Annotated in this window: 20 protein-coding genes and 1 tRNA gene; 7 read left to right on the forward strand and 14 right to left on the reverse strand. The window is 66.3% G+C overall.

Features of this window, described 5'->3' with window-relative positions; genetic code table 11:
- Positions 1 to 1,140: a CoA transferase gene (locus tag JNJ68_RS08390; RefSeq protein WP_294981347.1), complete on the reverse strand. Its 1,140-nt coding sequence runs from the start codon at positions 1,138 to 1,140 to the stop codon at positions 1 to 3.
- Positions 1,137 to 2,276 carry an extracellular solute-binding protein gene (locus tag JNJ68_RS08395; RefSeq protein WP_294981350.1) on the reverse strand — a complete coding sequence of 380 codons (1,140 nt, stop codon included), beginning with the start codon at positions 2,274 to 2,276 and terminating at the stop codon, positions 1,137 to 1,139. Before JNJ68_RS08395 ends, JNJ68_RS08390 begins: the two co-directional genes overlap by 4 nt.
- Positions 2,277 to 2,411: 135 nt before the next feature.
- Here JNJ68_RS08395 and JNJ68_RS08400 point away from each other — a divergent pair, with 135 nt between their 5' ends.
- Positions 2,412 to 3,230, forward strand: coding sequence for an IclR family transcriptional regulator (locus JNJ68_RS08400; protein ID WP_294981353.1), 819 nt, complete (start codon positions 2,412 to 2,414; stop codon positions 3,228 to 3,230).
- Between the two features lie 33 nt (positions 3,231 to 3,263).
- Here the strand turns inward: JNJ68_RS08400 and JNJ68_RS08405 are convergent, their stop codons facing one another.
- The 8 genes from JNJ68_RS08405 to tsaD form a co-directional block, all read right to left on the reverse strand.
- Positions 3,264 to 4,265 carry a 4-hydroxyproline epimerase gene (locus JNJ68_RS08405; protein ID WP_294981356.1) on the reverse strand — a complete coding sequence of 334 codons (1,002 nt, stop codon included), beginning with the start codon at positions 4,263 to 4,265 and terminating at the stop codon, positions 3,264 to 3,266.
- A gap of 1 nt (position 4,266) precedes the next feature.
- Positions 4,267 to 5,499 carry an FAD-binding oxidoreductase gene (locus tag JNJ68_RS08410; RefSeq protein ID WP_294981359.1) on the reverse strand — a complete coding sequence of 411 codons (1,233 nt, stop codon included), beginning with the start codon at positions 5,497 to 5,499 and terminating at the stop codon, positions 4,267 to 4,269.
- Between the two features lies 1 nt (position 5,500).
- Complete coding sequence (locus JNJ68_RS08415; protein WP_294981361.1) at positions 5,501 to 6,460, reverse strand: dihydrodipicolinate synthase family protein; 960 nt, start codon at positions 6,458 to 6,460, stop codon at positions 5,501 to 5,503.
- Positions 6,461 to 6,574: 114 nt separating this feature from the next.
- Positions 6,575 to 7,276, reverse strand: a complete 702-nt coding sequence (locus JNJ68_RS08420; protein ID WP_294981364.1) for a GntR family transcriptional regulator — start codon at positions 7,274 to 7,276, stop codon at positions 6,575 to 6,577.
- A 53-nt stretch (positions 7,277 to 7,329) separates the two neighbouring features.
- Entirely contained in the window at positions 7,330 to 7,749 is a 420-nt protein-coding gene (locus tag JNJ68_RS08425) for an EVE domain-containing protein (RefSeq protein ID WP_294981366.1), read from the reverse strand.
- Positions 7,746 to 8,018, reverse strand: coding sequence for a YciI family protein (locus JNJ68_RS08430; RefSeq protein ID WP_294981369.1), 273 nt, complete (start codon positions 8,016 to 8,018; stop codon positions 7,746 to 7,748). Before JNJ68_RS08430 ends, JNJ68_RS08425 begins: the two co-directional genes overlap by 4 nt.
- A gap of 2 nt (positions 8,019 to 8,020) precedes the next feature.
- A complete protein-coding gene (locus JNJ68_RS08435; RefSeq protein ID WP_294981372.1) occupies positions 8,021 to 8,977 on the reverse strand; it encodes an NAD(P)H-dependent glycerol-3-phosphate dehydrogenase in 957 nt (318 codons plus the stop codon).
- Positions 8,974 to 10,059: a tRNA (adenosine(37)-N6)-threonylcarbamoyltransferase complex transferase subunit TsaD gene (tsaD, locus tag JNJ68_RS08440; protein WP_294981374.1), complete on the reverse strand. Its 1,086-nt coding sequence runs from the start codon at positions 10,057 to 10,059 to the stop codon at positions 8,974 to 8,976. The genes JNJ68_RS08435 and tsaD overlap by 4 nt, the downstream gene beginning before the upstream one ends.
- A gap of 80 nt (positions 10,060 to 10,139) precedes the next feature.
- Between tsaD and JNJ68_RS08445 the strand changes: the two genes are divergently transcribed.
- From JNJ68_RS08445 to JNJ68_RS08460, 4 genes are all read left to right on the forward strand, one after another.
- Positions 10,140 to 10,838: a uroporphyrinogen-III synthase gene (locus tag JNJ68_RS08445; RefSeq protein WP_294981377.1), complete on the forward strand. Its 699-nt coding sequence runs from the start codon at positions 10,140 to 10,142 to the stop codon at positions 10,836 to 10,838.
- Between the two features lie 53 nt (positions 10,839 to 10,891).
- Positions 10,892 to 12,007 (forward strand): hypothetical protein, encoded by a 1,116-nt coding sequence (locus tag JNJ68_RS08450; protein WP_294981379.1) that lies wholly within the window; start codon positions 10,892 to 10,894, stop codon positions 12,005 to 12,007.
- A complete protein-coding gene (locus tag JNJ68_RS08455; protein WP_294981382.1) occupies positions 12,007 to 13,458 on the forward strand; it encodes a heme biosynthesis HemY N-terminal domain-containing protein in 1,452 nt (483 codons plus the stop codon). Before JNJ68_RS08450 ends, JNJ68_RS08455 begins: the two co-directional genes overlap by 1 nt.
- A gap of 50 nt (positions 13,459 to 13,508) precedes the next feature.
- Positions 13,509 to 13,584: transfer RNA gene (locus JNJ68_RS08460), tRNA-Thr, on the forward strand.
- Between the two features lie 114 nt (positions 13,585 to 13,698).
- Here JNJ68_RS08460 and JNJ68_RS08465 read toward each other — a convergent pair.
- The 4 genes from JNJ68_RS08465 to JNJ68_RS08480 all read right to left on the reverse strand — a co-directional run bounded on the left by JNJ68_RS08465 (position 13,699) and on the right by JNJ68_RS08480 (position 20,019).
- Positions 13,699 to 16,179, reverse strand: a complete 2,481-nt coding sequence (locus JNJ68_RS08465; RefSeq protein ID WP_294981385.1) for a DEAD/DEAH box helicase — start codon at positions 16,177 to 16,179, stop codon at positions 13,699 to 13,701.
- 144 nt (positions 16,180 to 16,323) lie between these two features.
- On the reverse strand, positions 16,324 to 17,103 hold the full coding sequence (locus JNJ68_RS08470; protein ID WP_294981387.1) for a 3'(2'),5'-bisphosphate nucleotidase CysQ: 780 nt from the start codon (positions 17,101 to 17,103) through the stop codon (positions 16,324 to 16,326).
- Entirely contained in the window at positions 17,090 to 18,433 is a 1,344-nt protein-coding gene (locus JNJ68_RS08475) for a TldD/PmbA family protein (protein ID WP_294981389.1), read from the reverse strand. The genes JNJ68_RS08470 and JNJ68_RS08475 overlap by 14 nt, the downstream gene beginning before the upstream one ends.
- A 77-nt stretch (positions 18,434 to 18,510) precedes the next feature.
- The gene (locus JNJ68_RS08480) at positions 18,511 to 20,019 is read right to left on the reverse strand and encodes a DUF2125 domain-containing protein (protein ID WP_294981390.1); all 1,509 of its coding nucleotides are present in this window, start codon (positions 20,017 to 20,019) and stop codon (positions 18,511 to 18,513) included.
- Positions 20,020 to 20,124: 105 nt separating this feature from the next.
- On the opposite strand from JNJ68_RS08480, the gene JNJ68_RS08485 reads away from it, so the two are divergent.
- The gene (locus tag JNJ68_RS08485; RefSeq protein ID WP_294981392.1) at positions 20,125 to 20,751 is read left to right on the forward strand and encodes an enoyl-CoA hydratase/isomerase family protein; all 627 of its coding nucleotides are present in this window, start codon (positions 20,125 to 20,127) and stop codon (positions 20,749 to 20,751) included.
- On the forward strand, positions 20,748 to 21,692 hold the full coding sequence (gene speB / locus JNJ68_RS08490; RefSeq protein WP_294981394.1) for an agmatinase: 945 nt from the start codon (positions 20,748 to 20,750) through the stop codon (positions 21,690 to 21,692). Before JNJ68_RS08485 ends, speB begins: the two co-directional genes overlap by 4 nt.

Genomic DNA, 21,692 nt, shown 5'->3' on the forward strand with positions numbered 1-21,692 from the left:
TCAGGTCCATCCCTTTGAAAGAAGCGCATTTGCATCGCCTAGGGCAGGGGCGGCCTTTGGGGCTGCGGGACGCTGTCCGTCGAATTTGATCGGCAGCCGGGTGGTCTTCAGCCGCACGTCTCCGCGTTCGACCTCCTGCAGCATGTCCAGCGTTTCCATCATGTCCATCGCGGCCAGCTCGCGCCAGTCCAGCACCGGCGCGGCCCAGATGTCGGCGGCGACGAAGGCCTCCATCCATTCGGCGCTTGGTTTCGTGGCGAGCGATGCCGCCAGTCCGGCCTTGATGCGATCGCGCGCGGTGAAGGGGTCGAGCGAGGCGGTTTCCCTGTCCAGTCCGGTGATCCCGGCCAGAATATCCAGCTTGCCCATCGCGATGGCGATATGACCATCCGCTGTCGCATAGACCCCGTAGGGGGCCGCCAGATAGGCATGCGCAGGGTTCTGTGCCGACCGCCGGGGCGTCCGCCCGCCGTCGTTCAGCCAGGTGGTCAGCAACTCGAACTGAAGGTCGGCCAAGACTTCCATCAGCGAGGTTTCGACCAACCCGCCGATCCCATGGCGTTCGCGGCGGAAGAGGAGCGCCAGCACACCATGCGCCAGCGCAGCACCCGCGAGCACGTCGGCGATGGGCAGGCCGACGGCAACCGGCCCGTCTTCCGCGCCGCCCGTCAGCCACATCATGCCCGACCGGGCCTGCGCCAGCAGATCCTGGCCGGGCAGGTCCACCCAAGGACCCTCGGTGCCGTAGCCGGTGACCGAGCCGTAGACCACTTTCGGGTTGATAGCGCGGACAGCCTCGTATCCGAACCCCAGCCGGTCCATCACGCCGGGCCGGAAGTTCTGCAACACCACATCCGCGCCGCGCACAAGATCGCGGATCGCCGCGCGGTCGGTTTCGGACTTCATGTCCACGGCAACCGACCGCTTGTTGCGGTTGATCGCGTGGAAGATCGTGCTTTCCCCGCCGATCCTCGTGTCGGTGAGGTACAGGTGGCGCGACAGATCGCCAGTGCCGATCCGCTCGACCTTGACGACATCGGCACCCATGTCGGCCAGCTTCAGCGCGGCATAGGGCCCGGCCAGGAACTGGCTGAAGTCGAGGACGCGCAGGCCCTCAAGCGGCAGGGGGGCGGTCGTCATTCCGGGAAGCTCTCGATGAAGCGTCGGTCCAGCGCGTCCAGCGCCGCAGCGTGCGAGGTGCGGCCGGTGATCGCATCAAGAACGATATGGCTGCCCGTCTCCTGGAAGGCCATGTAACCCTTGTGGCGCGGTCGCAGCCAGGCGCACTCATGCGTCAGGCGGGTGTCGGCGTAAGCATTGCCCACGGCGGAGTTCACGGAAGCATCGCCCCAGGCGCGGGCGTTGCCGGGCTGCCCGTTGTGCTTTGTATAGAGCCCGCGCTGCACCGTCGCCGAGGCGAGCCAGACCGCGAAGCGGGTGCAAAGCTCGGGCTGGGCGGTCCGGGCCGAGACGGCGATCCCGGTCCCACCGAGGGCCGACCCGATGGGACCGCCATGGCCAATGGCGGGCATGTCGTGGAAGGCGATGCGGTTGGACCGATAGCCCTCTCGCGCGTAGGGCGCATAAAGGTAGGTCAGCGGGATGATCCGGCTCCGGGAGCTTTCGGCCAAGGCGTTCAGCGCGGCAATCGGGTCCATCTTTTGGCAGGCCGGATCGACCAGCTCGGCCAGCGCTTGAAGCGCCGACAGCACGGCAAGGCCGGTTCTGCGGTCGACCAGCGGCCCCTTGGTCACCGCACAGGGATCGCCCAGGTTGGCGGCGAGGGTGAAGAAGCCCATCAGGACATGCGGTGGTCGCAGCGGCCAGAGGACGGCCCCGTCGCGCGCGGCGGACATGACCTGATCCCAGCGCAGGGCCGGCGTCGGTTGCAGGTCGGGCCGGATCGCCTGGACCTGCGTCGCCGCGTCGATCGGCAGGGCCCATTGCCGTCCAGCCAGCCGGTAGGAAGCGAAGCTCTTGCCCACGGTGTCGGCCTCGAGCTGCAACAGGCTGTCGGCATCGGCATGCAGGTCGAGCGGCAAGAGGCACCCGTCGGCCACCACGGCGCCGACATGGGGATGGTCGATCACCATGAGGTCATAGGCTGCAGCAAGTTCATCCACCGGGGTGGATTCGAACCCTTGAAGCGACCGCTTGTCCCAGTCGATGCGGACACCGGGATGCAGCCTGGCAAACTCCGCCGCCGCCGCCACGACCGGATCATAGCCCCGTGGATCGGACCAAGTCATGCCCTTCAGGACGATTTCCGTTGCCAAATCCGGTCCTCCACCTTCTGTCGCTTTGTAGCAAGATACAATTTACAAGTAAAACGTATTTTCACATTTCAAATCCAGCGGCGGATTTGATTTCACATTTGAACCCATGCTATCGCTGGCGAAGGGAGAGACGGCATGGCGCGCAGGGATGAGGACGACGACCAGTTCGACGAGGGCGAGGGTCCGGAAGACAAGTATCGGGCGCCGGCCCTGTCGAAAGGGCTCGACATCCTGGAACATCTGGCAAGCGAGGCCGAGGGCAAGACCCAGGCCGAGATTGCGAAGACGCTGGGGCGCACCACCTCCGAGATCTTCCGGATGCTGATGGTCCTGCGCAAACGCGGCTATGTGCATCTGAACGAGGAGGATGACCGTTACAGCCTGACGACCAAGCTGTTCGAGATCGCCCATCGCCATCCGCCGGTGCGCCGCCTGACCAGCATCGCGGGCGAGGCGATGCAGAAGCTTGCCAACCGCATCAACCAGTCCATGCACCTGGCGATCCTGCATTCGGGCAAGGTCCTGGTGATCGCGCAGGTGGACTGCAACGACAACAACATCACCGCAGTGCGTCTGGGCGCGCAGATATCGCTGTACGACACGTCCTCCGGCCGCGTGCTTGCGGCCTGGATGGACGAGGACGCCCTCGCGGCTCTGCTGGTGGATGCGGGACCTGGCAGTGGGGACCGACAGGCCGCCTTTATCACCGATCTGACTGCCGTTCGGTCAATGGGTTATGCCCAGAACGAGTCCTTCACCATCGCAGGTGTGACCAACATTTCCGCGCCCGTCCGTGACATGACAGGTCGCGTTGTTGCGGCGATCACCATTCCGTTCATCCGGCGCCTTTCGGGGACCAACACGGTATCGGTCGACGGAGCGAGAGAAGAGCTGCTCGTGATGGCTGCCACAGTGTCGAAGCGGTTGGGGGCCGGAGCAACAGGCACGACCTGAACAGGGCCAAGGATCGAAGGATCGGCCTGGCGACTATTTCACCACGAACCCATGCGCAAACGGATCGCGGTCGTCGATGAAGATCGTGTTGATCCCCGTCTGCCGGGCCCAGCCGGCGATCGAGGGTACAATCGCCTCCCTCCCCGCCACCTTTGCCGCGGCCTCGACCCGGCCTTTGAAGATCGAGCCGATGATGCTCTCATGGTGGAACTCGTCCCCCACGGCCAGTTTCCCCTTCGCCGCCAACTGCGCCATCCGGGCCGAGGTCCCCGTCCCGCAGGGGCTGCGATCAATGGCTTTTTCCCCGTAAAACACGGCGTTACGGGCATGGGCGCCCGGCACCGTCGGCTTGCCGGTCCACAGGATATGGCTTAGCCCGGTGATCGCCGGATGCTCGGGATGCACGAACTCATACTTCGCATTCAGCGCGGTGCGAAGCTTCGGCGACCAGCCCACCAGCTCCCCCGCCGTATGGTCGGCCATGTCGCGGAAACACGTCTGCGGCTCGACGATGGCATAGAAGTTGCCTCCATAGGCGACGTCCACTACCACCTCGCCCAGACCCTCGACTTCTGCCGTAAGCCCTTCTGCATAAAGGAAACCCGGCACATTGGTCAGCCGCACCTCCTCGACGAACCGCCCTTCCTGTATATACGAAACTTCCACCCGCCCAGCCGGAGCATCCACCGCCAGCCGACCCGGTTCGCGGGGCGTGATGAGGCCGTTTTCAAGGCCCATCGTCACCGTCCCGATCAGCCCATGCCCGCACATCGGCAGGCAACCGGAGGTCTCGATGAACAGCACCCCCACGTCGCAATCCGCCCGCGTCGGCGGGTAGAGGATCGAGCCCGACATCATGTCATGCCCCCGCGGCTCATACATCAGCCCGGTCCGTATCCAGTCGTAATCCTTCAGGAAATGCGCCCGGCGCTCCAGCATGGTCGCCCCCTCCAGCCGCGGTCCGCCGCCCGAGACCAGCCGCACAGGGTTGCCGCAGGTGTGGCCGTCGATGCAGGAGAACGTATATACAGCCATGTCAGAACCTTTGCGGGCTGAAGGAGGCCAGGTCCACTGGCGGGGTCCGGTCCGTGAGAAGATCGGCCACGATCCGGGCGGTCCCGGCGCATTGGGTCAGGCCCAGATGACCGTGACCGAAGGCATATACAATCTGTGGCGAAACTCGCGACCGCCCGATGGCGGGCAGACTGTCGGGAAGCGAGGGACGGAAGCCCATCCAACGCGTACCGCCCTCTGTAGTCAGGTCCGGCAGAAAAGCCTTTGCTTTCTGCAGCATGGCGTCTGACCGCCGGTAATTCGGTGGCAGCGAGAGCCCGCCCAGTTCTACCGCGCCACCGACTCGGATGCCGGAGGACAGGCGCGTGATGACGAAACCGTGGCCGCCGAAGGTGATTTGACAGCGGAGGTCCACCGCGCCCGGTGGCAGGGTGGTGTTGTAACCGCGCTCGGTCTCCAGCGGGATGCGCTCGCCCAGCGTCGCCGCGATCCGGTGCGAGAAGGCCCCCGCTGCCAGCACGACCTTGTCGGCGAGAAGCAGTTCGCCCTTGGTGCGTATACACACACCCCTCTCCTGCGGCTCCAGGCCGGTCACCTCGGCGCGCAGGATCTCGCCGCCCTGCGCACGAAATCGCGCCGCCAGCGCAAGCATGTGCTCCAGGGGATCGGCAATGGAATACCAGCCGGGGGTGAAGGTGCCATGCGTGAAGCGGGGCGCGAGGCCGGGTTGCAGGCCCTGCATCTCCTCGGCCGTCAGATGCCGGAATTCGATCCCGTGCGCATCGCGCGCCCTCCAGCCGGGCAGCGATGCCCGAAACTCCGCCTCGCCTTCATAGACCTGGAGATTCCCATCCTTGCGCAACATCGGAAGCGTGCCGGTCGCCGCCAGGAACGGCTCCAGCTCGGCCTTTGAAAGGTCCATCAGCGCTGTCTGCGCCGTGGTCGAGGCCGCGACGGCTCGGGGCGAACAGGCGCGCCAGAAGCGGTAGAGCCATGGAGCGATGCGTAGCGCATATGCGGGCGGGATTGTCAGCGGACCGAGCGGGTCCAGCAGCCATTTCGGCGCCTTTTTCAGGATGCCGGGCGAGGCCAGCGGCAGGATGTCGGTGAAGGCGAAGGCCCCGGCATTGCCTGCCGAGGCTCCTGCGGCGGGACCTTCGCGGTCCACCACCGTGACGGACAATCCCCGGGCCTGCGCCATCAGGGCAGTGGACAGCCCGATAACCCCTGCGCCGATGACGACGATCCGTGTCATGTCAGGCGGCGTATTTCCGCGCCTCCGGCTGCTTCGCCCAATCGGCATACCACGCGTCGAACATCCGAAGCTGCGCCTCGATGAAGCCCTTCTGGCTGGCCGACAGCTGATCTTCCGCGTTGAAATGGTGAGTATAGGCCGCTTCGCCGCGCATCACCATCATGTGCTTGAAGAACAGCACCAGATCAGGTCCGGCGTCGACTTCCGACAGCACCTGCATCGCCTGATCCAGCTCATAGGCCAGCCGCCGCGCCTCGGCATCGCCCTTCTGCGCAGCCTTGCAGAGCGAGACCAGATGCAGCACCTCGCGCGGGAGGACGTTGCCGATCCCGGTGATCGCGCCATCGGCGTTGCAGTTGACATAGCCGTGATAGACGGCGGTATCGACGCCGATCATCAGCTTCAGGTCCGGCGAAGCCCCGGTGATCGCGTTTGCGGCATAGGACAGGTCGTCATAGCCGCCGAATTCCTTGAAGCCGACCAGGTTCGGATGCTCGGCCCTGAGCTGGAAGAACAGGTCGGCCTTGGTGGAATAGCCGTAATAGGGGCTGTTGTAGATCACCGCCGGAAGGGTCGGGGCAGCCGAGAGGACCGCCTTGAAATGCGCCCGCTGCGCCGCGACCACGGTGCCGCGCGACAGGAGGCGCGGGATCACCATCAAACCATGCGCGCCGACCCTCTGGGCATGGGCGGCGATGGCGGCGGCGGTGGCGGTATTCACCGCGCCGGTGCCGACCACGACCTTGATCCCGGCCTTCACCAGCCGCTCCACCCCTTCCATCCGCTGCTCTGTGGTCAGGAGCGGCCAGTCGCCCATCGAGCCGCAATAGACCACGGCCGACATGCCGAGCCCGACCAGTTCCTTGGCCTTGGCGACAAGTGTTTCGAAATCGGGCGATCGGTCTGCCTTGCAGGGAGTCATCAGCGCCGGGATGGTACCCGAGAAGATTTCAGACTTCATGATTGCAATCCTCCTATAGCGGCCGAATCCGCATCCTGATCCCAGCATATATCTTGCATTTTATTTGTCGACAAGATTTTTACATATAATTTCAATAGGAAAGGCGAAGTTGCCCTAGATCTCTATGTCCTGCCGAAGGTCGCGGGCCATCATCCCCTGGATTTGCCGGACGATCTTGTCGGCATGGTCCTTCGCCAGCCGGTCGCATGTATCTACATCCCGCGCCGCCACCGCTGCGATGATCGCCTCGTGCTCTTGTATATACGGGTGTGGCAGGCGCGGCTCGAAGGTCGGGTAATAGTAGAGCCGCAGGATGCGCCGCCCCTCGTCCAGAAGGCGCGAAAAGAGTTGCAGATAATAGGGGTTCCGCCCCGCCTCGGCGATGGCGACGTGGAAATCGCGGTTCAGCTGGATCATCCCCGCCGTATCGCCCGCCAGCACGGCTTCCGCAAAGACCGCCTGCCGGGCACGGATCGCCTGAAGGTCGGCCTCGTCATGGAACTGCGCCGCCAGCCTTGTGGTGACGCGGTACATCAGAGTCAGCGCGTCGAAAAAGTGATGCAGGTTCGGGAAGTCGATCTGCGAAACCACTGTTGAGCGGTTGGGCAACAGCGTCACCAGCCCGTCGCCCGCCAGCCGCACCAGCGCCTCGCGGACCGGGGTGCGTGACATGCTCAGCCGCTCGGCCAGGCCGATCTCGTCGATCGGTTCACCGGGTTGCAGGACAAGGTTCAGGATCTCGTCCCGCAGCGTGTCATAGACGAAGCGCGCCCCGGTACCGCGCTTGCGTTCCTGCTGGTCATCCGCTTCGGTCATGCCGCCCCGCTTGTCGACAGAAGGAATACAGCACGCCGCCCATAGCGCAAGCGTCAGGGGTCGACACCCCCCAGCTGGCAGATGATCGCCCATTCCTCGTCACTGACCGGCTGCACCGATAGACGCGAGTTGTTGACCAGAACCATCTTCTCCAGCCCCGGCGTGACCTTGCATTCCTCGAGGCTGATCCCCCGCTTCAACGGCTTTACCGCCTTGATCCAGACGCAGTCCCAGCGCGAGTCGTCGGTGGTGCTGTCGGTGCTGCTTTCGCGGCAGACCTCGACGATCCCGACGATCTCTTTCCCGATGTTCGAGTGGTAGAAGAACCCCCGGTCGCCAATCTTCATCGCCCGCATGTTGTTGCGCGCCTGATAGTTGCGGACGCCGTGCCATTCCTCGCCCTGATCGCCCTTGGCGACCTGGTGGTCCCAGCCCCAGACATCGGGTTCCGACTTGAAAAGCCAATGGTTCATCCGATCACCCGTTTCCATTCCTGAATCATTACGGACTGGAACAGCCCCGCCTTGGCATAGGGATCATCCGACGCCCAAGCTTCCGCGTCAGCCTTCGAGCCCACCCCAAGCACCACCAAGCTCCCGCACATCTGCCCCGCCGCGTCGATGAACGGCCCGGCCTGCTCCACCACGCCGGTCTCCTGTATATACGCCAGATGCGCGGCGCGGTTGTCGACCCTTGTTTGCAGGGCGTTGGGTTTGTCGAGGCAGATCAGTGCGTAACGCATTGTCATTCCTGTCTAAGGGGCCGGCTCATCAACTGGCCGATGGCATCATTCAACGCGATCCGCCCAAGGGCAAGGGCATTGACCATCGTTGTGACCGGCATGTCGATTCCCTTTCCCTCGGCGAGCCGCACCACAGCGCGGGCGGTGGCGACGCCCTCGACCGTGACCTTGGGATCGAAAGCCTCACCCTTCCCCAAGGCGCAGCCGTAGCGGAAGTTGCGCGATTGGGCAGAGGTGCAGGTCAGCACCAGGTCGCCAAAGCCCGACAGGCCCGCCAGCGTCTCGGCCCTTGCGCCTAGGGCTTCCGCCAGCCGTACCATCTCGGCATAACCCCGCGTCATCAGCGCCGCACGGGCGCTGTCGCCAAGTCCCGCGCCGATCACTGTTCCGGCGGCGATCGCGACGACATTCTTCAAGGCGCCACCAAGCTCTGCGCCGATCACGTCATCGGTCCGGTAAAGCCGCAGGGTGGGAGTGGAGAGCAGTTCCTGCAATGCCTCGCCATCGCCGGTCGTTGCCAGCGTCAGGGCGGTGGGAAGGCCGCATGCGATGTCTGCCGCGAAGCTTGGCCCGGTCAGGATCGCCGCGGGCGCACCCGGTCGGCGTCCTTCGATCACCGCAACCGGACCGCGCAGGGTCGTCAGGTCGACGCCCTTGCAACAGGCCACCAACGGCTGCCGCCCGTCGATCTCTGGCGAAGCGTCCAGCGCCGCGCCCAGGGCCTGCATCGGCATGGCCAGCAACAGCGCCTGTCCGTGGGTCACTTCTCCGATCTGAGCGTGAACAGAGACGTTTTCCGGCAACGCGATCCCCGGCAAGGCTACCTCATTTCGCCCGGTTTCACGCATCTGCCGCACCTGATCCGGGTCGCGGGCCCAGAGCCGCACCTCGCGCCCCCCTTTCGCCAAGGCCACCGCCAAAGCCGTCCCGAAAGCCCCCGCCCCCGCGATTCCGATCATGCCTTGGCCCCCTTCTTGCCCGACCCGAGCAAGGCCGGGGCACGGTCATCCAGCGGCCAGCGCGGGCGCGCGACGAAATCGCTGGTGTGCGACAGACCGGTGCGCAGGCGCTCGATCCCCGCCCAGGCGATCATCGCTGCGTTGTCGGTGCAAAGCCGCAGCGGCGGAGCGAGGAACGGCAGGCCTGCGCGAGTCGAAACAGTCTCTAACATGGCCCGAATCGTAGTGTTCGCCGCCACGCCTCCCGCGACGGCGAGGGCTGTCAGCGGCCTCCCGGCGAGATCTATCGCGTGCGATGTTTTCTTTGCCAGCACCTCGGCCACCGCCGCCTGGAACCCCGCGCACAGGTCGCGGCGGTCCTGCACCGTGATCCCGCCCTTCTCCACCACCAGCGCATCCCGCGCCCGCAAGAGCGCAGTCTTCAGGCCAGAGAAGGACATATCACACCCCTCTCGATCAAGCAGCGGCCGGGGGAACTGGAACCGCCCCGCATCGCCCAGCGCCGCCTCCTCTTCAACCGAGGGCCCCCCGGGTTGCGGCAGGCCCAGCAGTTTCGCGGTCTTGTCGAAAGCCTCGCCCGGCGCATCATCAATGGTCCCGCCAAGACGCACGAAGCGATCCACGCCCTGAACCAGCAGGAACTGGCAATGCCCGCCAGAGACCAGCAACATCAGGTAGGGAAAGGGAATTCCGTCGGTCAGCCGCGGCGTCAGCGCGTGACCGGCAAGGTGGTTCACCGGGACCAGCGGCAGGCCCTTCGCCGCCGCCAACCCCCGCGCCAGCATCACGCCCGAAAGCACCCCGCCGATCAGCCCCGGCCCCGCCGTCACCGCAATCGCGTCGATCTGGTCCAGCGAGACCCCAGCCACCGCCAGCGCCTCCTCCACCACCCCGTCCAGCCGCTCGGCATGGGCGCGCGCCGCGATCTCGGGCACCACGCCACCGAAGGCCTCGTGCAGCGCAGTTTGCCCCAGCACCTGCGACGACAGGATCTCCGGTCGTCCCGCATCCGCGCGCACCACCGCCGCCGCCGTATCGTCGCAGCTCGATTCGATGCCGAGAAGGGTCAGGGTCCGGTCCATGGCAGCCGTTGCGCGAAGAGTTTTCGGCAGGTAACACCTTGCACATGGCGAGACAATCCGCACCGGCGACCCCTGTCCTCTTGACGCGCGCCCGGGCCGACGGCGAGGCCTTCGCCGCCGCGCTCACCGCCCGCTTCGGCGGGAAAGTGCGGCCCGTCGTCGCCCCCCTGATCGCCCCCCGCTTCCTGACCCCGGTGATTCCCGACCGTGACTACGCCGCCGTGGTCTTCACCTCAGCCCAGGCCGTCGAAGCCGCCCGCCGCCTGGGGATTTCCTTGCCGAGCCTTGCCTGGTGCGTCGGCCGCAAGACCGCCGCCGCCGCCAGCGCTTCGGGGTTCCACGCACGATCGGCTGACGGAGATGCGAAGACCCTGGCAGACGCCATTCTGAAAAATCCGCCAGATGGCAGAATTCTGTATCTACATGGTGTAGATATACGCGGCAATCTTTTGGAAAAGCTGGAATTTGCTGGAATTGATATCGATGTTGCAATTGTATATGCGCAGGAACCCCGACCGCTCGCCGCCGAGGCTCTCGCGCTTGTCACGACGCCACACGACCTGATCGTTCCGCTGTTTTCTCCGCGCAGCGCCGACCTTTTCCGCGCGGCCCTGCCCCCCGACACCGCCGCCCGCCTGCACCTTGCCGCGATGAGCACCGCCGTTGCTGACGCGCTGGCCGGCCTGCCCCGCGCCGCGCTTGCCATTGCCCGCCACCCCGACGCCCCGGCGATGCTGGAAGCGGTCGAAAGCTTGCTTGCCGCCCTGCCAGCGCCTTGAACCCCTGGGCAGCGAATGCTTAGGTTAGAAGAAGGGATGGAAAGGGCCGCAGCATGACCAGACGCAAGGACCCCCAACCGGAAAGCCTCCAGCCTGAACCCCCCCCGGTCGATCCCTTTGTGGCCGAGGTCGATCCCGTGTCCGCAGTCCCGCCCGCACCGCCCATCGAGGCCGAGCCGGTGTCGTCGCCGCAGTCCCCCCCACCCCGGCGCCCCGGCATCGCTGCGCCGCTCTTCGGCGGCGCACTTGCGGCTATCGGCGGCTTCGCTTTATCTCATTTCAATGTGTTGGGGCTGAGCACTGATCCCTCCGCACTGACCGTCCTTGACGCCCGGCTGGACGAGACGGCAAATCAGCAGGCGACTGCCGCGCAGAAGCTTGGGACGGACCTTGCCGAACTTGCCGATCGGGTTGCAGCCCTTGAATCCGCGCCTGCCCCGGCGGCGGCCGATCTCTCCCGTCTCGACGCCCTCGACCAGCGCCTTGCCGCGTTGGAAGCGATCCCGACCGAGGGCAGCGCCTCGACCCCCGCGTTGACCGCAAAGGTCGCTGAACTGGAAAAACGTCTTGCCACCCTGCCTTCCGGTGCTGCCGACCCTGCCCTGCAACAGAAGCTGGACGACGCCCTCGCCCGTCTGACCGCCGCCGAATCCGCAGCCACCGCCCGCGCCGCCGAGGCCGAGGCGGCCACACGGTCCGCGGCCCGCGCCAAGGCGCTGGATGCGCTTGCCGCCGCCATCGAAACCGGCCTGCCCTTCACCGCCGAGCTTCAGGCGCTGAACGATCCGACCCTCGCCACAACACTCGCTCCGCTCGCAGAAGCTGGCGCGCCTTCCCTGACGCAGCTCCAATCCGCCTTCCCCGACGCAGCCCGCGAGGTGCTTCGCCTGTCCCGCGACTTGAGCACCGAAGACGGCTGGGGCGCCCGCCTGGTCGATTTCCTTGCCGCACAGACCGGCGCGCGCCCGCTGACTCCGCTGGAGGGGACCACGCCCGACGCAGTGCTCTCCCGCGCCGAATTCGCGCTGTCCGAGGGCCGCGTCACCAACGCGCTGGCCGAACTCGACGCGCTAGACTCAGCCGTGAAAGCCCCGCTCGATCCGTGGATTGCACAGGCGAAAGCCCATCTTGCGGCCATTGCGGCCCTGCAAGCCGCACGGGGGGAATGATGCTCTGGTCGCTTACAAAGGTCGTACTCTTCGTCATCATCATTGGCGCACTGGCCCTCGGCGCCGGGCTCCTGTCGGAAACCGGTGAAGCGCTGCGGATCGTGGTCGCGGGATGGGAGTTCACCATCGGCCCCGTCCAGGCGGTCGTGCTGGGCGTGCTTCTCTTCCTCGCGGTATGGCTGGCGCTGCGTATTCTTGGCCTCCTCGCCGCCACCTTCCGCTTTCTGAACGGCGACGAGACCGCGATCTCGCGCTATTTCGACCGCAACCGCGAACGCAAGGGCTATCGCGCGCTGTCCGAAGGCATGATGGCGCTGGCCTCGGGCGAACCGCGGCTCGCGCTTAACCGTGCGCAGAATGCCGAGCGTTTGCTCGGAAAGCCGGAGCTCACCACGCTGCTCGTCGCGCAGGCCGCGGAAGCCGCCGGAGACCGCAAGCGTGCAACCGAGGCCTACAAGACCCTGTTGAAAGACGATGCCACCCGCTTCGTCGGCGTGCGCGGTCTGCTGCAGCAGAAGCTCGCCGAGGGCGACCGCGAGGTCGCGCTGAAGCTGGCGGAGAAGGCCTTCGAGCTGCGGCCCCGCCATGCGGAGACGCAGGACGTCCTGTTGCAACTGCAATCCGACGCAGGCGACTGGTCCGGTGCACGCACGACACTTGGGGCGAAGCTGAAGGCCGGGACCCTGCCCAAGGATGTCTATCGCCGCCGCGATGCCGTTCTCGCCCTGCAACAGGCGCGCACGGTGATCGACGATGCGTCCAGCATCGAGGCACGCGAGGCCGCCATCGAGGCGAACAAGCTGTCGCCCGATCTGATTCCCGCCGCAGCCATGGCCGCGCGCGGCTATCTCGCCAAGGGCGACCGCAAGAATGCCACGCGTGTTCTCAAGAAGGCATGGGAGGTTCTGCCCCATCCCGACCTCGCCGCCGCCTTCGCCGATATCGAACCCGATGAGACACCGCAGGAACGGCTGAAACGTTTCCGCACGCTGACCAACGCCAGGCCGGATGCCGACGAGTCGAAGATGCTCCTGGCGGAGCTTCTACTGGCGACCGAGGATTTCCCCACCGCCCGGCGTGCCCTGGATGATGTGGCCACCCGTGCGCCAACCCAGCGTTCGCTGGCCATCCTGGCGGCCATCGCACGGGGCGAGGGCGAGGACGATTCAGTCGTGCGCGATATTGTCGCTCGCGCCATAGCTGCGCCCCGCGGCCCGCAATGGGTCTGCGACAAATGCCATGCGATCCACGACGGCTGGCAGCCGGTCTGCGACAATTGCGGCAGTTTCGACACCCTGTCCTGGAAGACGCCTCCGGCGACGACAACTGCCTCCCCCGCGCTGGCCGAGCTTCTTCCACTGATGGAGGCGCGCCCCGAACCAGAACCGGAAGCCCCTCCGCCGGAGGAGGAACCCCTCCCGCTGGACGAGATCGCGCGGCGCGCAAATTAGGGCTACACAGTCCCCTTGGGCGATGCTAAGAGCCGCGCGCAGGGAAGAATGCCGGTGTAGCTCAGCTGGTAGAGCACGTCATTCGTAATGATGGGGTCGGGGGTTCGAGTCCCTTCACCGGCACCATTCTTCTCCAAACGACGCAAAAGCCGCCGGTGCTCAGACACGGCGGCTTTGCTGTTTCTGGCATCTCAGCCCTCCTTCCCTCCCAGGCAAGGGGACGGGGCTCTCGCCACAGTATCAGCGTTTCGGCCCCTTGGGCGGCACGAACCGCTTCGAGGTATCGCGCGCGTCTGCCTTCGGCTTTTCCGCCCGCGGCTTGTCGAAGGGTTTCTTGCCGCCCGCCGCATGGCTCTTGAATCCGCCAGCCTTGGCCGCGCCCTCGCGTTTCACGAAGGGACGCGCCTCGTCACCCTTCCCGGCATAGGTCTTCTTCGGACGGTCGCCATCCTCACGCGGACGGAAGCCTTCGCCCTTCGGCGCATAGGGTTTCTTCGGACGATCCCCGTCTTCCCGGGGCTTGTACTCACCTCTCGGCTTGTAACTTTCTGATTTCCCGGCATAGGGCTTCCGCGCCGGGCGCTCGCCGTCCTCACGCGCAGCAAGGCCCTCGCCGCGTGGCTTGTAGCCTTCAGACTTGCCGGCATAGGGTTTGCGCGCCGGACGGTCGCCTTCCTCCCGCGGCTTGAAACCATCCTCGCGGCGCCTGAACCCTTCCGCCGCATGACTCTTGTAGCCCGCCGCCCGGCCTGGCCCATCCGACGACCCACCGTGGCTCCTGAATCCGGCCGAACGCGGAGCCGCCTTCTGGTCCGGCGACCATCGCGGCTTGCGGGGGCGGTCATCCGCCTCAGCCTCGTCACGCGGGGCACGGTCTTCGTTGGGTTTCCGCGCGGGACGCTCGCCCTTCCAGTCGGGCTTGCGGTCGGATTTCCAGTCGGGTCGCGCCTCGGCCGGTGTCACGCGCGGACGCTCGTCGTACTTCGCTTTCGGCTTCGGCGCGGGGTCAGCAGCGGCTTCACCCTCGTCCTCGACCACGCGCGGCGGCTTCGGCGCATAGGCGGGTTTCTCCCGCCGCTCGGGCCGGTCCGGTCGCGCCGGGCGTTCGGGACGCTTGTCGAACCGCGGACGGTCGAAGTCCGGCTCGCCCTCCAGCCGGTCCATCAGCAGGCCCTTGTCGAGGTCGATCTGCTGCCGGAACTTGCCCGCCACCGCTTCGGCGATCTGTACGAAGGTTTCATCTTCGCGCACCCGGATCGCTCCGATGCTGTCCTTCGCAATGCTCCCGGCATCACAGATCTTCGGCAAAAGCCAACGCGCCTCGGCCCGGCCGGCCCGGCCCACATTGATCCGGAACCAGACCGACGGCCCGAATTCCCCCCGTTCGCGGGGCGCGGCGGGCGCAGGCATCGCCGCATCCGTCGACAGCACCTCCGGTGCGGATCGTCCCTCGCGCCACAGCCGCACGAAGGCCGCCGCCAGCGCCTCTGCGCCGAACTGCTCCAGCAGGTCGCCTGCGATCCCTGCCTCGTCGCCGATGGGGGCTGTCAGGGCCGGATGCTCCAGAATACGGAGATCGTCCTTTGCCTGCACGTCATCCGCGCCGGGCGCTCCGCTCCATTCCGCCACGACCTTGGCCGAAGCCAGAATCCGCTGCGCCTTCTTGAACTCCGCCGGGGTGACGATCAGCGCAGAAACGCCCTTCTTCCCCGCCCGACCCGTCCGGCCCGACCGATGCAGCAGCGTCTCCGGGTTCGAGGGCAGGTCGGCATGGACCACCAGCTCCAGCCCCGGCAGGTCGATCCCCCGCGCGGCCACGTCCGTGGCGATACACACCCGCGCGCGTCCATCACGCAGCGCCTGCAACGCATGTGTGCGCTCCTGCTGCGACAACTCGCCCGACAGCGCGACGACCTGGAAGCCCCGGTTGCCCATCCGGGCAAGCAGGTGGTTCACATTCGCCCGCGTCTTGCAGAAGACGATGGCGGTCCGCGCCTCGTAGAAGCGCAGCACGTTGAAGATCGCATGTTCGCGGTCGCGCACCGCGACCGAGTAAGCCTTGTACTCGATGTCGACGTGCTGCTTCGCTTCCCCTTGAGCGACGATCCGCAGCGCGTCCTTCTGGAATTCCCCGGCCAGCTTCTCGATCTCCTTCGGCACGGTGGCCGAGAACATCAGCGTCCGGCGTTCGGGCGGAGCCGCTGCCAGGATGAACTCCAGATCCTCGGCAAAGCCCAGGTCCAGCATCTCGTCCGCTTCGTCCAGCACCACGGCCCGGACGCCCGACAGGTCCAGCGAGCCGCGCTCGATATGGTCGCGCAACCGGCCGGGAGTGCCGACGACGATATGCGCGCCCCGCTCCAGCGCTCTCCGCTCTGTCCGGTAGTCCATCCCGCCAACGCAGGTGGCCAGCTTTGCGTGCGCGCCTGCATACAGCCATTCCAGCTCGCGCGCGACCTGCAAGGCCAGTTCACGCGTCGGCGCGATGGCCAGGGCAATAGGCTTGTCGGCGTAAAGCAGCACCTCCTGGCCGCCCAGGATTTCCGGCGCGACAGCAAGGCCGAAGGCCACCGTCTTGCCCGAGCCCGTCTGCGCCGACACCAGCGCATCGCGGCCCGCGACGCCTTCGGCCAGCACCGCCTCCTGCACCGAGGTCAGCGTCTCATAGCCCTTGTCGGCCAAGGCCTGCGCCAGCGGCGCGGCCACGTTTTCAATCGTCATCGATGTCTTTTCCAAAGGGGGGCGAAGCCAGCGCCCATACAAGCCAAACGGCCCTCGTCCCTTTGGTGCGGGCCTCCTCGCCCGCAGTCCCGGAATCTCGACCGTAGCGGGCCAGTACCCCAGATCGGCAGGGGTGTATAGCCCTCAAGCCCCAGTCAATCGTGCCAGCGCCTCGGCATGCGGTCCCTGCGGCAGCGCGAGGACCCCGGCAGCCAAAGCCGTCGGTGTATTGAACCGCAGCGCGGCGCCCGTCATGTCCGTCACCACGGCCCCGGCCCGCTCCGCGATCAGGCTTCCGGCGGCGATGTCCCATTCCCACGCGTTGCGCAGATTCAGCATCCCGTCGAACCGCCCCTCCGCCGCCAGACACATCCGGTAGGCCAGCGAGGCGCGAAAACTTCTGGTGAACTCCGGCACCCCGCCCGGCCACTTCTCTGGCGCGAGATTGGCCTTGGTTGTCAGAATGTTGGCGCCCTCAAGCCGCTCCCGACTGCTGGCACGGATCACCTCGCCATCCCGCATCGGCGGCGAGGCGTCCGAGGCCACGTATATACGGTCGAGGGCCGGCAGGTACACGACCCCCGCCGTCACACACCCCTTGTGCGCCACAGCCAGCGAATGCGCCCAGGTCTCCTCCCCCGCCACAAAGGCCCGTGTGCCGTCGATTGGGTCGACTATGAACAGTGTATCTACAGCCAGACGGTCGGCGCTGTCCGGCGTCTCCTCGGACAGCCAGCCATAATCCGGCCGCGCACCCAGAAGCCGCGCTTTCAGCATGTCGTTCACCGCAAGGTCGGCCTCTGTCACCGGCCCGTGCTCGCCGCCCTTGTCCCAGACCTGCGGGCTTTTCCGCCAGTAGCGCAGGGCGATCCGCCCCGCCTCGCGCGCGGCTTCGGTCAGGAGGGCCAGGTCACGCGCCGGCAAGGGTCATCCCGTCAATCAGGATCGAGGGTACGCGGGTCGACAAATGCGCCCGCGCGTCATTCGCCGGGACAATCCGCAAAAGCATGCCGCGCAGGTTCCCGGCGATGGTGCATTCATGGACCGGATAGGCCAATTCGCCATTCTCCACCCAGAAGCCCGAGGCCCCGCGCGAATAGTCCCCGGTCGTCGGGTTGATTGTCGAGCCGATCATCGAGGTGACCAGAAGCCCCGTACCCATATGCTTCAGCAGGTCTTCCCGCCTGACCATCCCCTGCGTCAGGTCGATGTTCGTCGTCGAGGGTGAAGGCGGCGCCGACGTCCCGCGCGAGGCATTGCCGGTCGAGGTCATCCCCAGCTTCCGCCCGGTCGCGAGGTCCAGCACCCAGCCGGTCAGCACCCCATCCGCCACGATCTCCCGCCGCTTCGTCGGCAACCCCTCGCCATCGAAGGGCCGCGACGAACCGATCCGCGCCCGGTGCGGGTCTTCCACCAGTGACAGACCAGCAGGCAGCACGTGCCTGCCAAGCAAGTCCCGCGCCCAGCTGGACCCTCGCGCAATCGAGGTCCCGTTGATCGCCGACAACAGATGCCCGACCAGCGAGGCCGCCACCCGCTCGTCATAGACCACCGGATAGGTCCCGGTCTTCGGCTTCACCGACCCCACGCGCTGCAACGTCCGCTCTGCCGCCAGCCGCCCGATCTCTTCCGGCGACGGCATGTCAGTGGTGTATATACGCCCCTCTCCCGCATAATCGCGTTGCATATCCATGCCTTGCCCGGTGAAGGCCACCGCCGACAGCGAGGTCGAGGTCCGTCCATAGCCCCCCGTGAATCCGTTCGTCGCCGCCATGTGGATCGCCCGCTGACTGTAGGCGGCAGAGGCCTCGACCTGGGTGATCCCCTGTGTCTCAAGCGCCGCCGCCTCGACGGCCCGCGCGCTGGCCTCCAGCACCGCCGCCCCCGGTTCCCCGGCCGGATCGGCCAGGTCCAGGGCGGCCAAGTCCCAGCCCGAAGCCAACTGCCCGGCCTCCGCCAGCCCCGCCGTCGCATCCTCCGGCGCCTCGCGCGCCATCGCCACAGCCCGTTCCGCCAGGGCCTGAATCGTCGCGCGCGATGTATCCGAAGCCGACACACAGGCCTGACGCCGCCCGATCAGCACCCGCAACCCGATTTCCACGCCCTCGGACCGTTCGGCCTGTTCCAGGGCGCCCTTTCGGATTTCAATGGAAAGCGCCGCACCTGACACCGCCAGCGCATCGGCGCTTTCCGCCCCGGCCTTGCGGGCGGCGTCAAGAAGAGAATGGCTCAGGTCAGAGAGGCTGGGGGTCATTGCACGGTCCCTGTGATCACCGCGATGAGGTAGTCCCCGCAGCCCCCAGGCGCAAGTCCGGGCGCCGGCGCACCCGGCTATTGCATCCGCATTCCGTTGGCGAAGAATCCGCCCTCCTTGAACTCGATCTCGGACACCAGTTCATCCGGCCCTGCCCCCGGCCGCGCGAACATCGCCAGCCCCATCCGGAAGCCCATCGCGTCGTCCTCGGTCAGGAGGCCCAGCGCGATCAGGTTTTCGACCAGCTTCGTCACGCCCTTGATGTTGACCGTCACCTTCCCGTCCGGCCGCGGCACGCCACCGAAGGTCGCAAGGTCCGCGTTGTCGAAGGTCAGCGCTCCCGTTGCGGAAACCTCGGCCCCCGCCGCCTTGGCCAGCACCTGCGTCAAGTCCAGGCTATGCAATTCACCCGGAGGTTCCATCTCGTCCATCTGCACCTCGGGGTCCATGATGTCCTTGGTCCAGAACCCCGTGCCCTTCAGGTCGACGATGAAGGTCGCCGGTTCACGCGACAGCGATCCCGCCGGGTCGAAAAGACCCCAGACATCCTCGGACACGGTGAAATCCACCAGCTTCGTCAGGTAAGAGAAATCCTGCGGGCTGTCCGACTTTGTCACCGGCATCATCACGTTGAACGCGCTTTCCGCGAAGGCCACTTCCACCTGTGGGAAGGGGATTTCCGCCCCCGACATGACGAATCTGGCCCCGTCCAGCGAGGTGCCATAGGTCATCTTGTCCTTGTTCATCGCCAGCGCGAAGCCACCGCGCGCGGCATTGGCAGTCAGCTTGGTCGGTCCCGCGGCCTCTACGATGTCGAAATCCATCGTGACCGCCCCGAAGCCCAGGCTCGCATCCATGGTGAAGCCGGCGTTCAGCGCCGCCGCCATGTTCGCCATCAGCTCCGGGTTCAGGAAATTGCCCTTCGTCGCACCCGTCACGTCGGCGAAGCTGACCTTGACCGTGCCGGACCCACCTCCGTCGCTTTCCGACCCCGACAGATCCAGCACCGCGGACTTGGCCGCGAAGTTCGAATCGAGCCCCATCGTCTCGCCGGTGGTCGTCATCGTGTAGCCGCCGGTCATCTCGGTCAGCACGAGATCGGCCTTGGTATCCAAGGCCTTGCCGCTCTGGTCGCTGATCTCGTCCAGGGTGATCGTCGTCTGCGGCGCGGTGATCTTGTAGCTCGTCTCCGTCGCGCTTCCGTCGGCGATGATCGCTGCCCCCGGCTGGCTGACCGTCAGCTTCAGAGATCCGGGGCCGTCGTCCTGTTTGGGAAACGCCATCTGGATCGGGTAGCTCTCCGGCATCGTCACCGTTACCGTTCCGTCGCCGTTATCCTTGAAGGTCAGCCTGTCGAAGGTGACCGAGGCGCTGCCCCCCATCGCGTCCTTGTAGGTCACTGCCAACTCTGTCACCTCCACCCCGTCGGGCGTCGAGGTGGTGTTGCCGATGGTCAGTTCCTGCCCGGCCGAGGTCATCATCGCCTGCCAGCTTTCCCAAACTTCCCGCGGCGTCACGTCGGCGCTGGCACCAGTGGCAAGCAAAGCAAGGGCAATCGCCGAGGAGCAGGTCAGGGCGCGGGTCATGGCATGTGCCTTTCGGGTTGAATTCGTCGCCACAACCTTTCTATCTCGTCCGCGGGGCGTCAAGGGATTCCCCTGTCGCAGTGGGGAAGGCCGGAGGGTGCCGTCATGATCAAGGTCCAGACCGCAGGAGACTGCTGCACGATCACGCTCGCCCGCCCGGACAAGGCCAATGCGCTGACCGAAACCATGCTGGAAGCGCTCGCCTTGGCTGCGACCGAAGCTGCAACCAACGGGGCGAAGGTCCTGATCCTGACTGGCGAAGGCAAGGTCTTCTCCGCCGGGGCCGACCTTGACGGGATGAAGGCGGGCCTCGGCCTCTCGCCCGCCTGGGAGGCTGCCTCCACCGCCATCGCCGCCTTCCCCGGCCTCTCCATCGCCGCGCTGAACGGTACGCTGGCGGGCGGCGCGATGGGCGTGGCGCTGGCCTGCGACCTGCGCATCGCCGTGCCCTCGGCGAATTTCTTCTACCCCGTCATGCGGTTGGGCTACCGCCCGCAGCCCTCCGACCCCGGACGCCTCACCGCGCTGGTCGGTCCTTCGCGGGCGAAGATGATCCTGCTCGCCGCCCAGCGCATCGACGCCGAGACCGCGCTGTCTTGGGGTCTGATCGACCGCATCTGTGCCCCCGAAGCCCTGACCGACACCGCCATGTCGCTGGCAGAGGCGGCACTGGCCGCCGATCCGTTGCATGTCAGGACGCTGAAACGCATGACCAACGGGGAAACGCCATGACGAACGCTTACGACAAAGGCCGCCTGAACCTGCCCTTCGTCGGCATTTCCACCTTCGGCAAGAACCCCTACCAGCCCGACTGGTCGAAGATCGACGCCGATTTCGCCATTCTCGGCGCGCCCTTCGACTTCGGCACCCAATTCCGCGCCGGAGCCCGCTTCGGCCCGCGTTCGATCCGCGAGGCCTCCACCCTCTTCTCCTTCGGCCACGGCGGCGCCTACGACCACGAGGACGACGTGACCTATCTGGAAGGCGTCCGCATCCTGGACATCGGCGATGCCGACATTGTCCATACCGACACCGAGACCTCCCACGCCAACATCGAGACCGGCGTCCGCACCATCCTCGCCGCCGGAGCCGTGCCGGTGGTCCTCGGCGGCGACCACTCGATCAACATCCCCTGCATCCGCGCCTTCGAAAGCCGCCCGCTGCACATCGTCCAGATCGACGCCCATCTCGATTTCGTCGACGTGCGCCACGGCGTCCGCCACGGCCACGGCAACCCGATGCGCCGCGCGGCGGAACAGGACCACGTCAAGGGCATCACCGCCTTGGGCATCCGTAACGTCTCCTCCACCGCCAAGGACGGCTACGACGCGGCGCGCAGGATGGGCGACGACATCCTCTCTGTCCGCCAGATGCGCAAGCTGGGGGTCGAGGCCACCCTCGCCCGCATCCCGAAAGGCGTAGACTATTACCTGACCCTCGACATCGACGGCTTCGACCCCTCCATCGCCCCCGGCACCGGCACCCCCTCGCATGGCGGCTTCCTGTATTACGAGGTGCTGGAGGTGATCGACGGCCTGACCAAGCAGGGCAACATCATCGGCATCGACCTGGTGGAAGTGGCCCCCGACTACGACCATTCCGGCATGACCGCGATCCTCGCCGCGCAGATCCTGCTCAACACCATCGGGCGCATCGCCCACAATCGGAGCTAA

It is taken from the genome of Tabrizicola sp. (assembly GCF_016793705.1).
GTDB lineage: Bacteria > Pseudomonadota > Alphaproteobacteria > Rhodobacterales > Rhodobacteraceae > Tabrizicola.

Bases quoted from the DNA above. Each gene is read 5' to 3' on its own strand.
- JNJ68_RS08420 (WP_294981364.1), bottom strand. From the start codon at position 7,276: ATGACCGAAGCGGATGACCAGCAGGAACGCAAGCGCGGTACCGGGGCG.
- JNJ68_RS08480 (WP_294981390.1), bottom strand. From the start codon at position 20,019: ATGACCCGCGCCCTGACCTGCTCCTCGGCGATTGCCCTTGCTTTGCTT.
- JNJ68_RS08405 (WP_294981356.1), bottom strand. From the start codon at position 4,265: ATGGCTGTATATACGTTCTCCTGCATCGACGGCCACACCTGCGGCAAC.
- JNJ68_RS08465 (WP_294981385.1), bottom strand. From the start codon at position 16,179: ATGACGATTGAAAACGTGGCCGCGCCGCTGGCGCAGGCCTTGGCCGAC.
- JNJ68_RS08425 (WP_294981366.1), bottom strand. From the start codon at position 7,749: ATGAACCATTGGCTTTTCAAGTCGGAACCCGATGTCTGGGGCTGGGAC.
- JNJ68_RS08415 (WP_294981361.1), bottom strand. From the start codon at position 6,460: ATGAAGTCTGAAATCTTCTCGGGTACCATCCCGGCGCTGATGACTCCC.
- tsaD (WP_294981374.1), bottom strand. From the start codon at position 10,059: ATGGACCGGACCCTGACCCTTCTCGGCATCGAATCGAGCTGCGACGAT.
- JNJ68_RS08390 (WP_294981347.1), bottom strand. From the start codon at position 1,140: ATGACGACCGCCCCCCTGCCGCTTGAGGGCCTGCGCGTCCTCGACTTC.
- JNJ68_RS08450 (WP_294981379.1), top strand. From the start codon at position 10,892: ATGACCAGACGCAAGGACCCCCAACCGGAAAGCCTCCAGCCTGAACCC.
- JNJ68_RS08410 (WP_294981359.1), bottom strand. From the start codon at position 5,499: ATGACACGGATCGTCGTCATCGGCGCAGGGGTTATCGGGCTGTCCACT.
- JNJ68_RS08435 (WP_294981372.1), bottom strand. From the start codon at position 8,977: ATGATCGGAATCGCGGGGGCGGGGGCTTTCGGGACGGCTTTGGCGGTG.
- JNJ68_RS08400 (WP_294981353.1), top strand. From the start codon at position 2,412: ATGGCGCGCAGGGATGAGGACGACGACCAGTTCGACGAGGGCGAGGGT.
- JNJ68_RS08485 (WP_294981392.1), top strand. From the start codon at position 20,125: ATGATCAAGGTCCAGACCGCAGGAGACTGCTGCACGATCACGCTCGCC.
- speB (WP_294981394.1), top strand. From the start codon at position 20,748: ATGACGAACGCTTACGACAAAGGCCGCCTGAACCTGCCCTTCGTCGGC.
- JNJ68_RS08430 (WP_294981369.1), bottom strand. From the start codon at position 8,018: ATGCGTTACGCACTGATCTGCCTCGACAAACCCAACGCCCTGCAAACA.
- JNJ68_RS08455 (WP_294981382.1), top strand. From the start codon at position 12,007: ATGCTCTGGTCGCTTACAAAGGTCGTACTCTTCGTCATCATCATTGGC.
- JNJ68_RS08475 (WP_294981389.1), bottom strand. From the start codon at position 18,433: ATGACCCCCAGCCTCTCTGACCTGAGCCATTCTCTTCTTGACGCCGCC.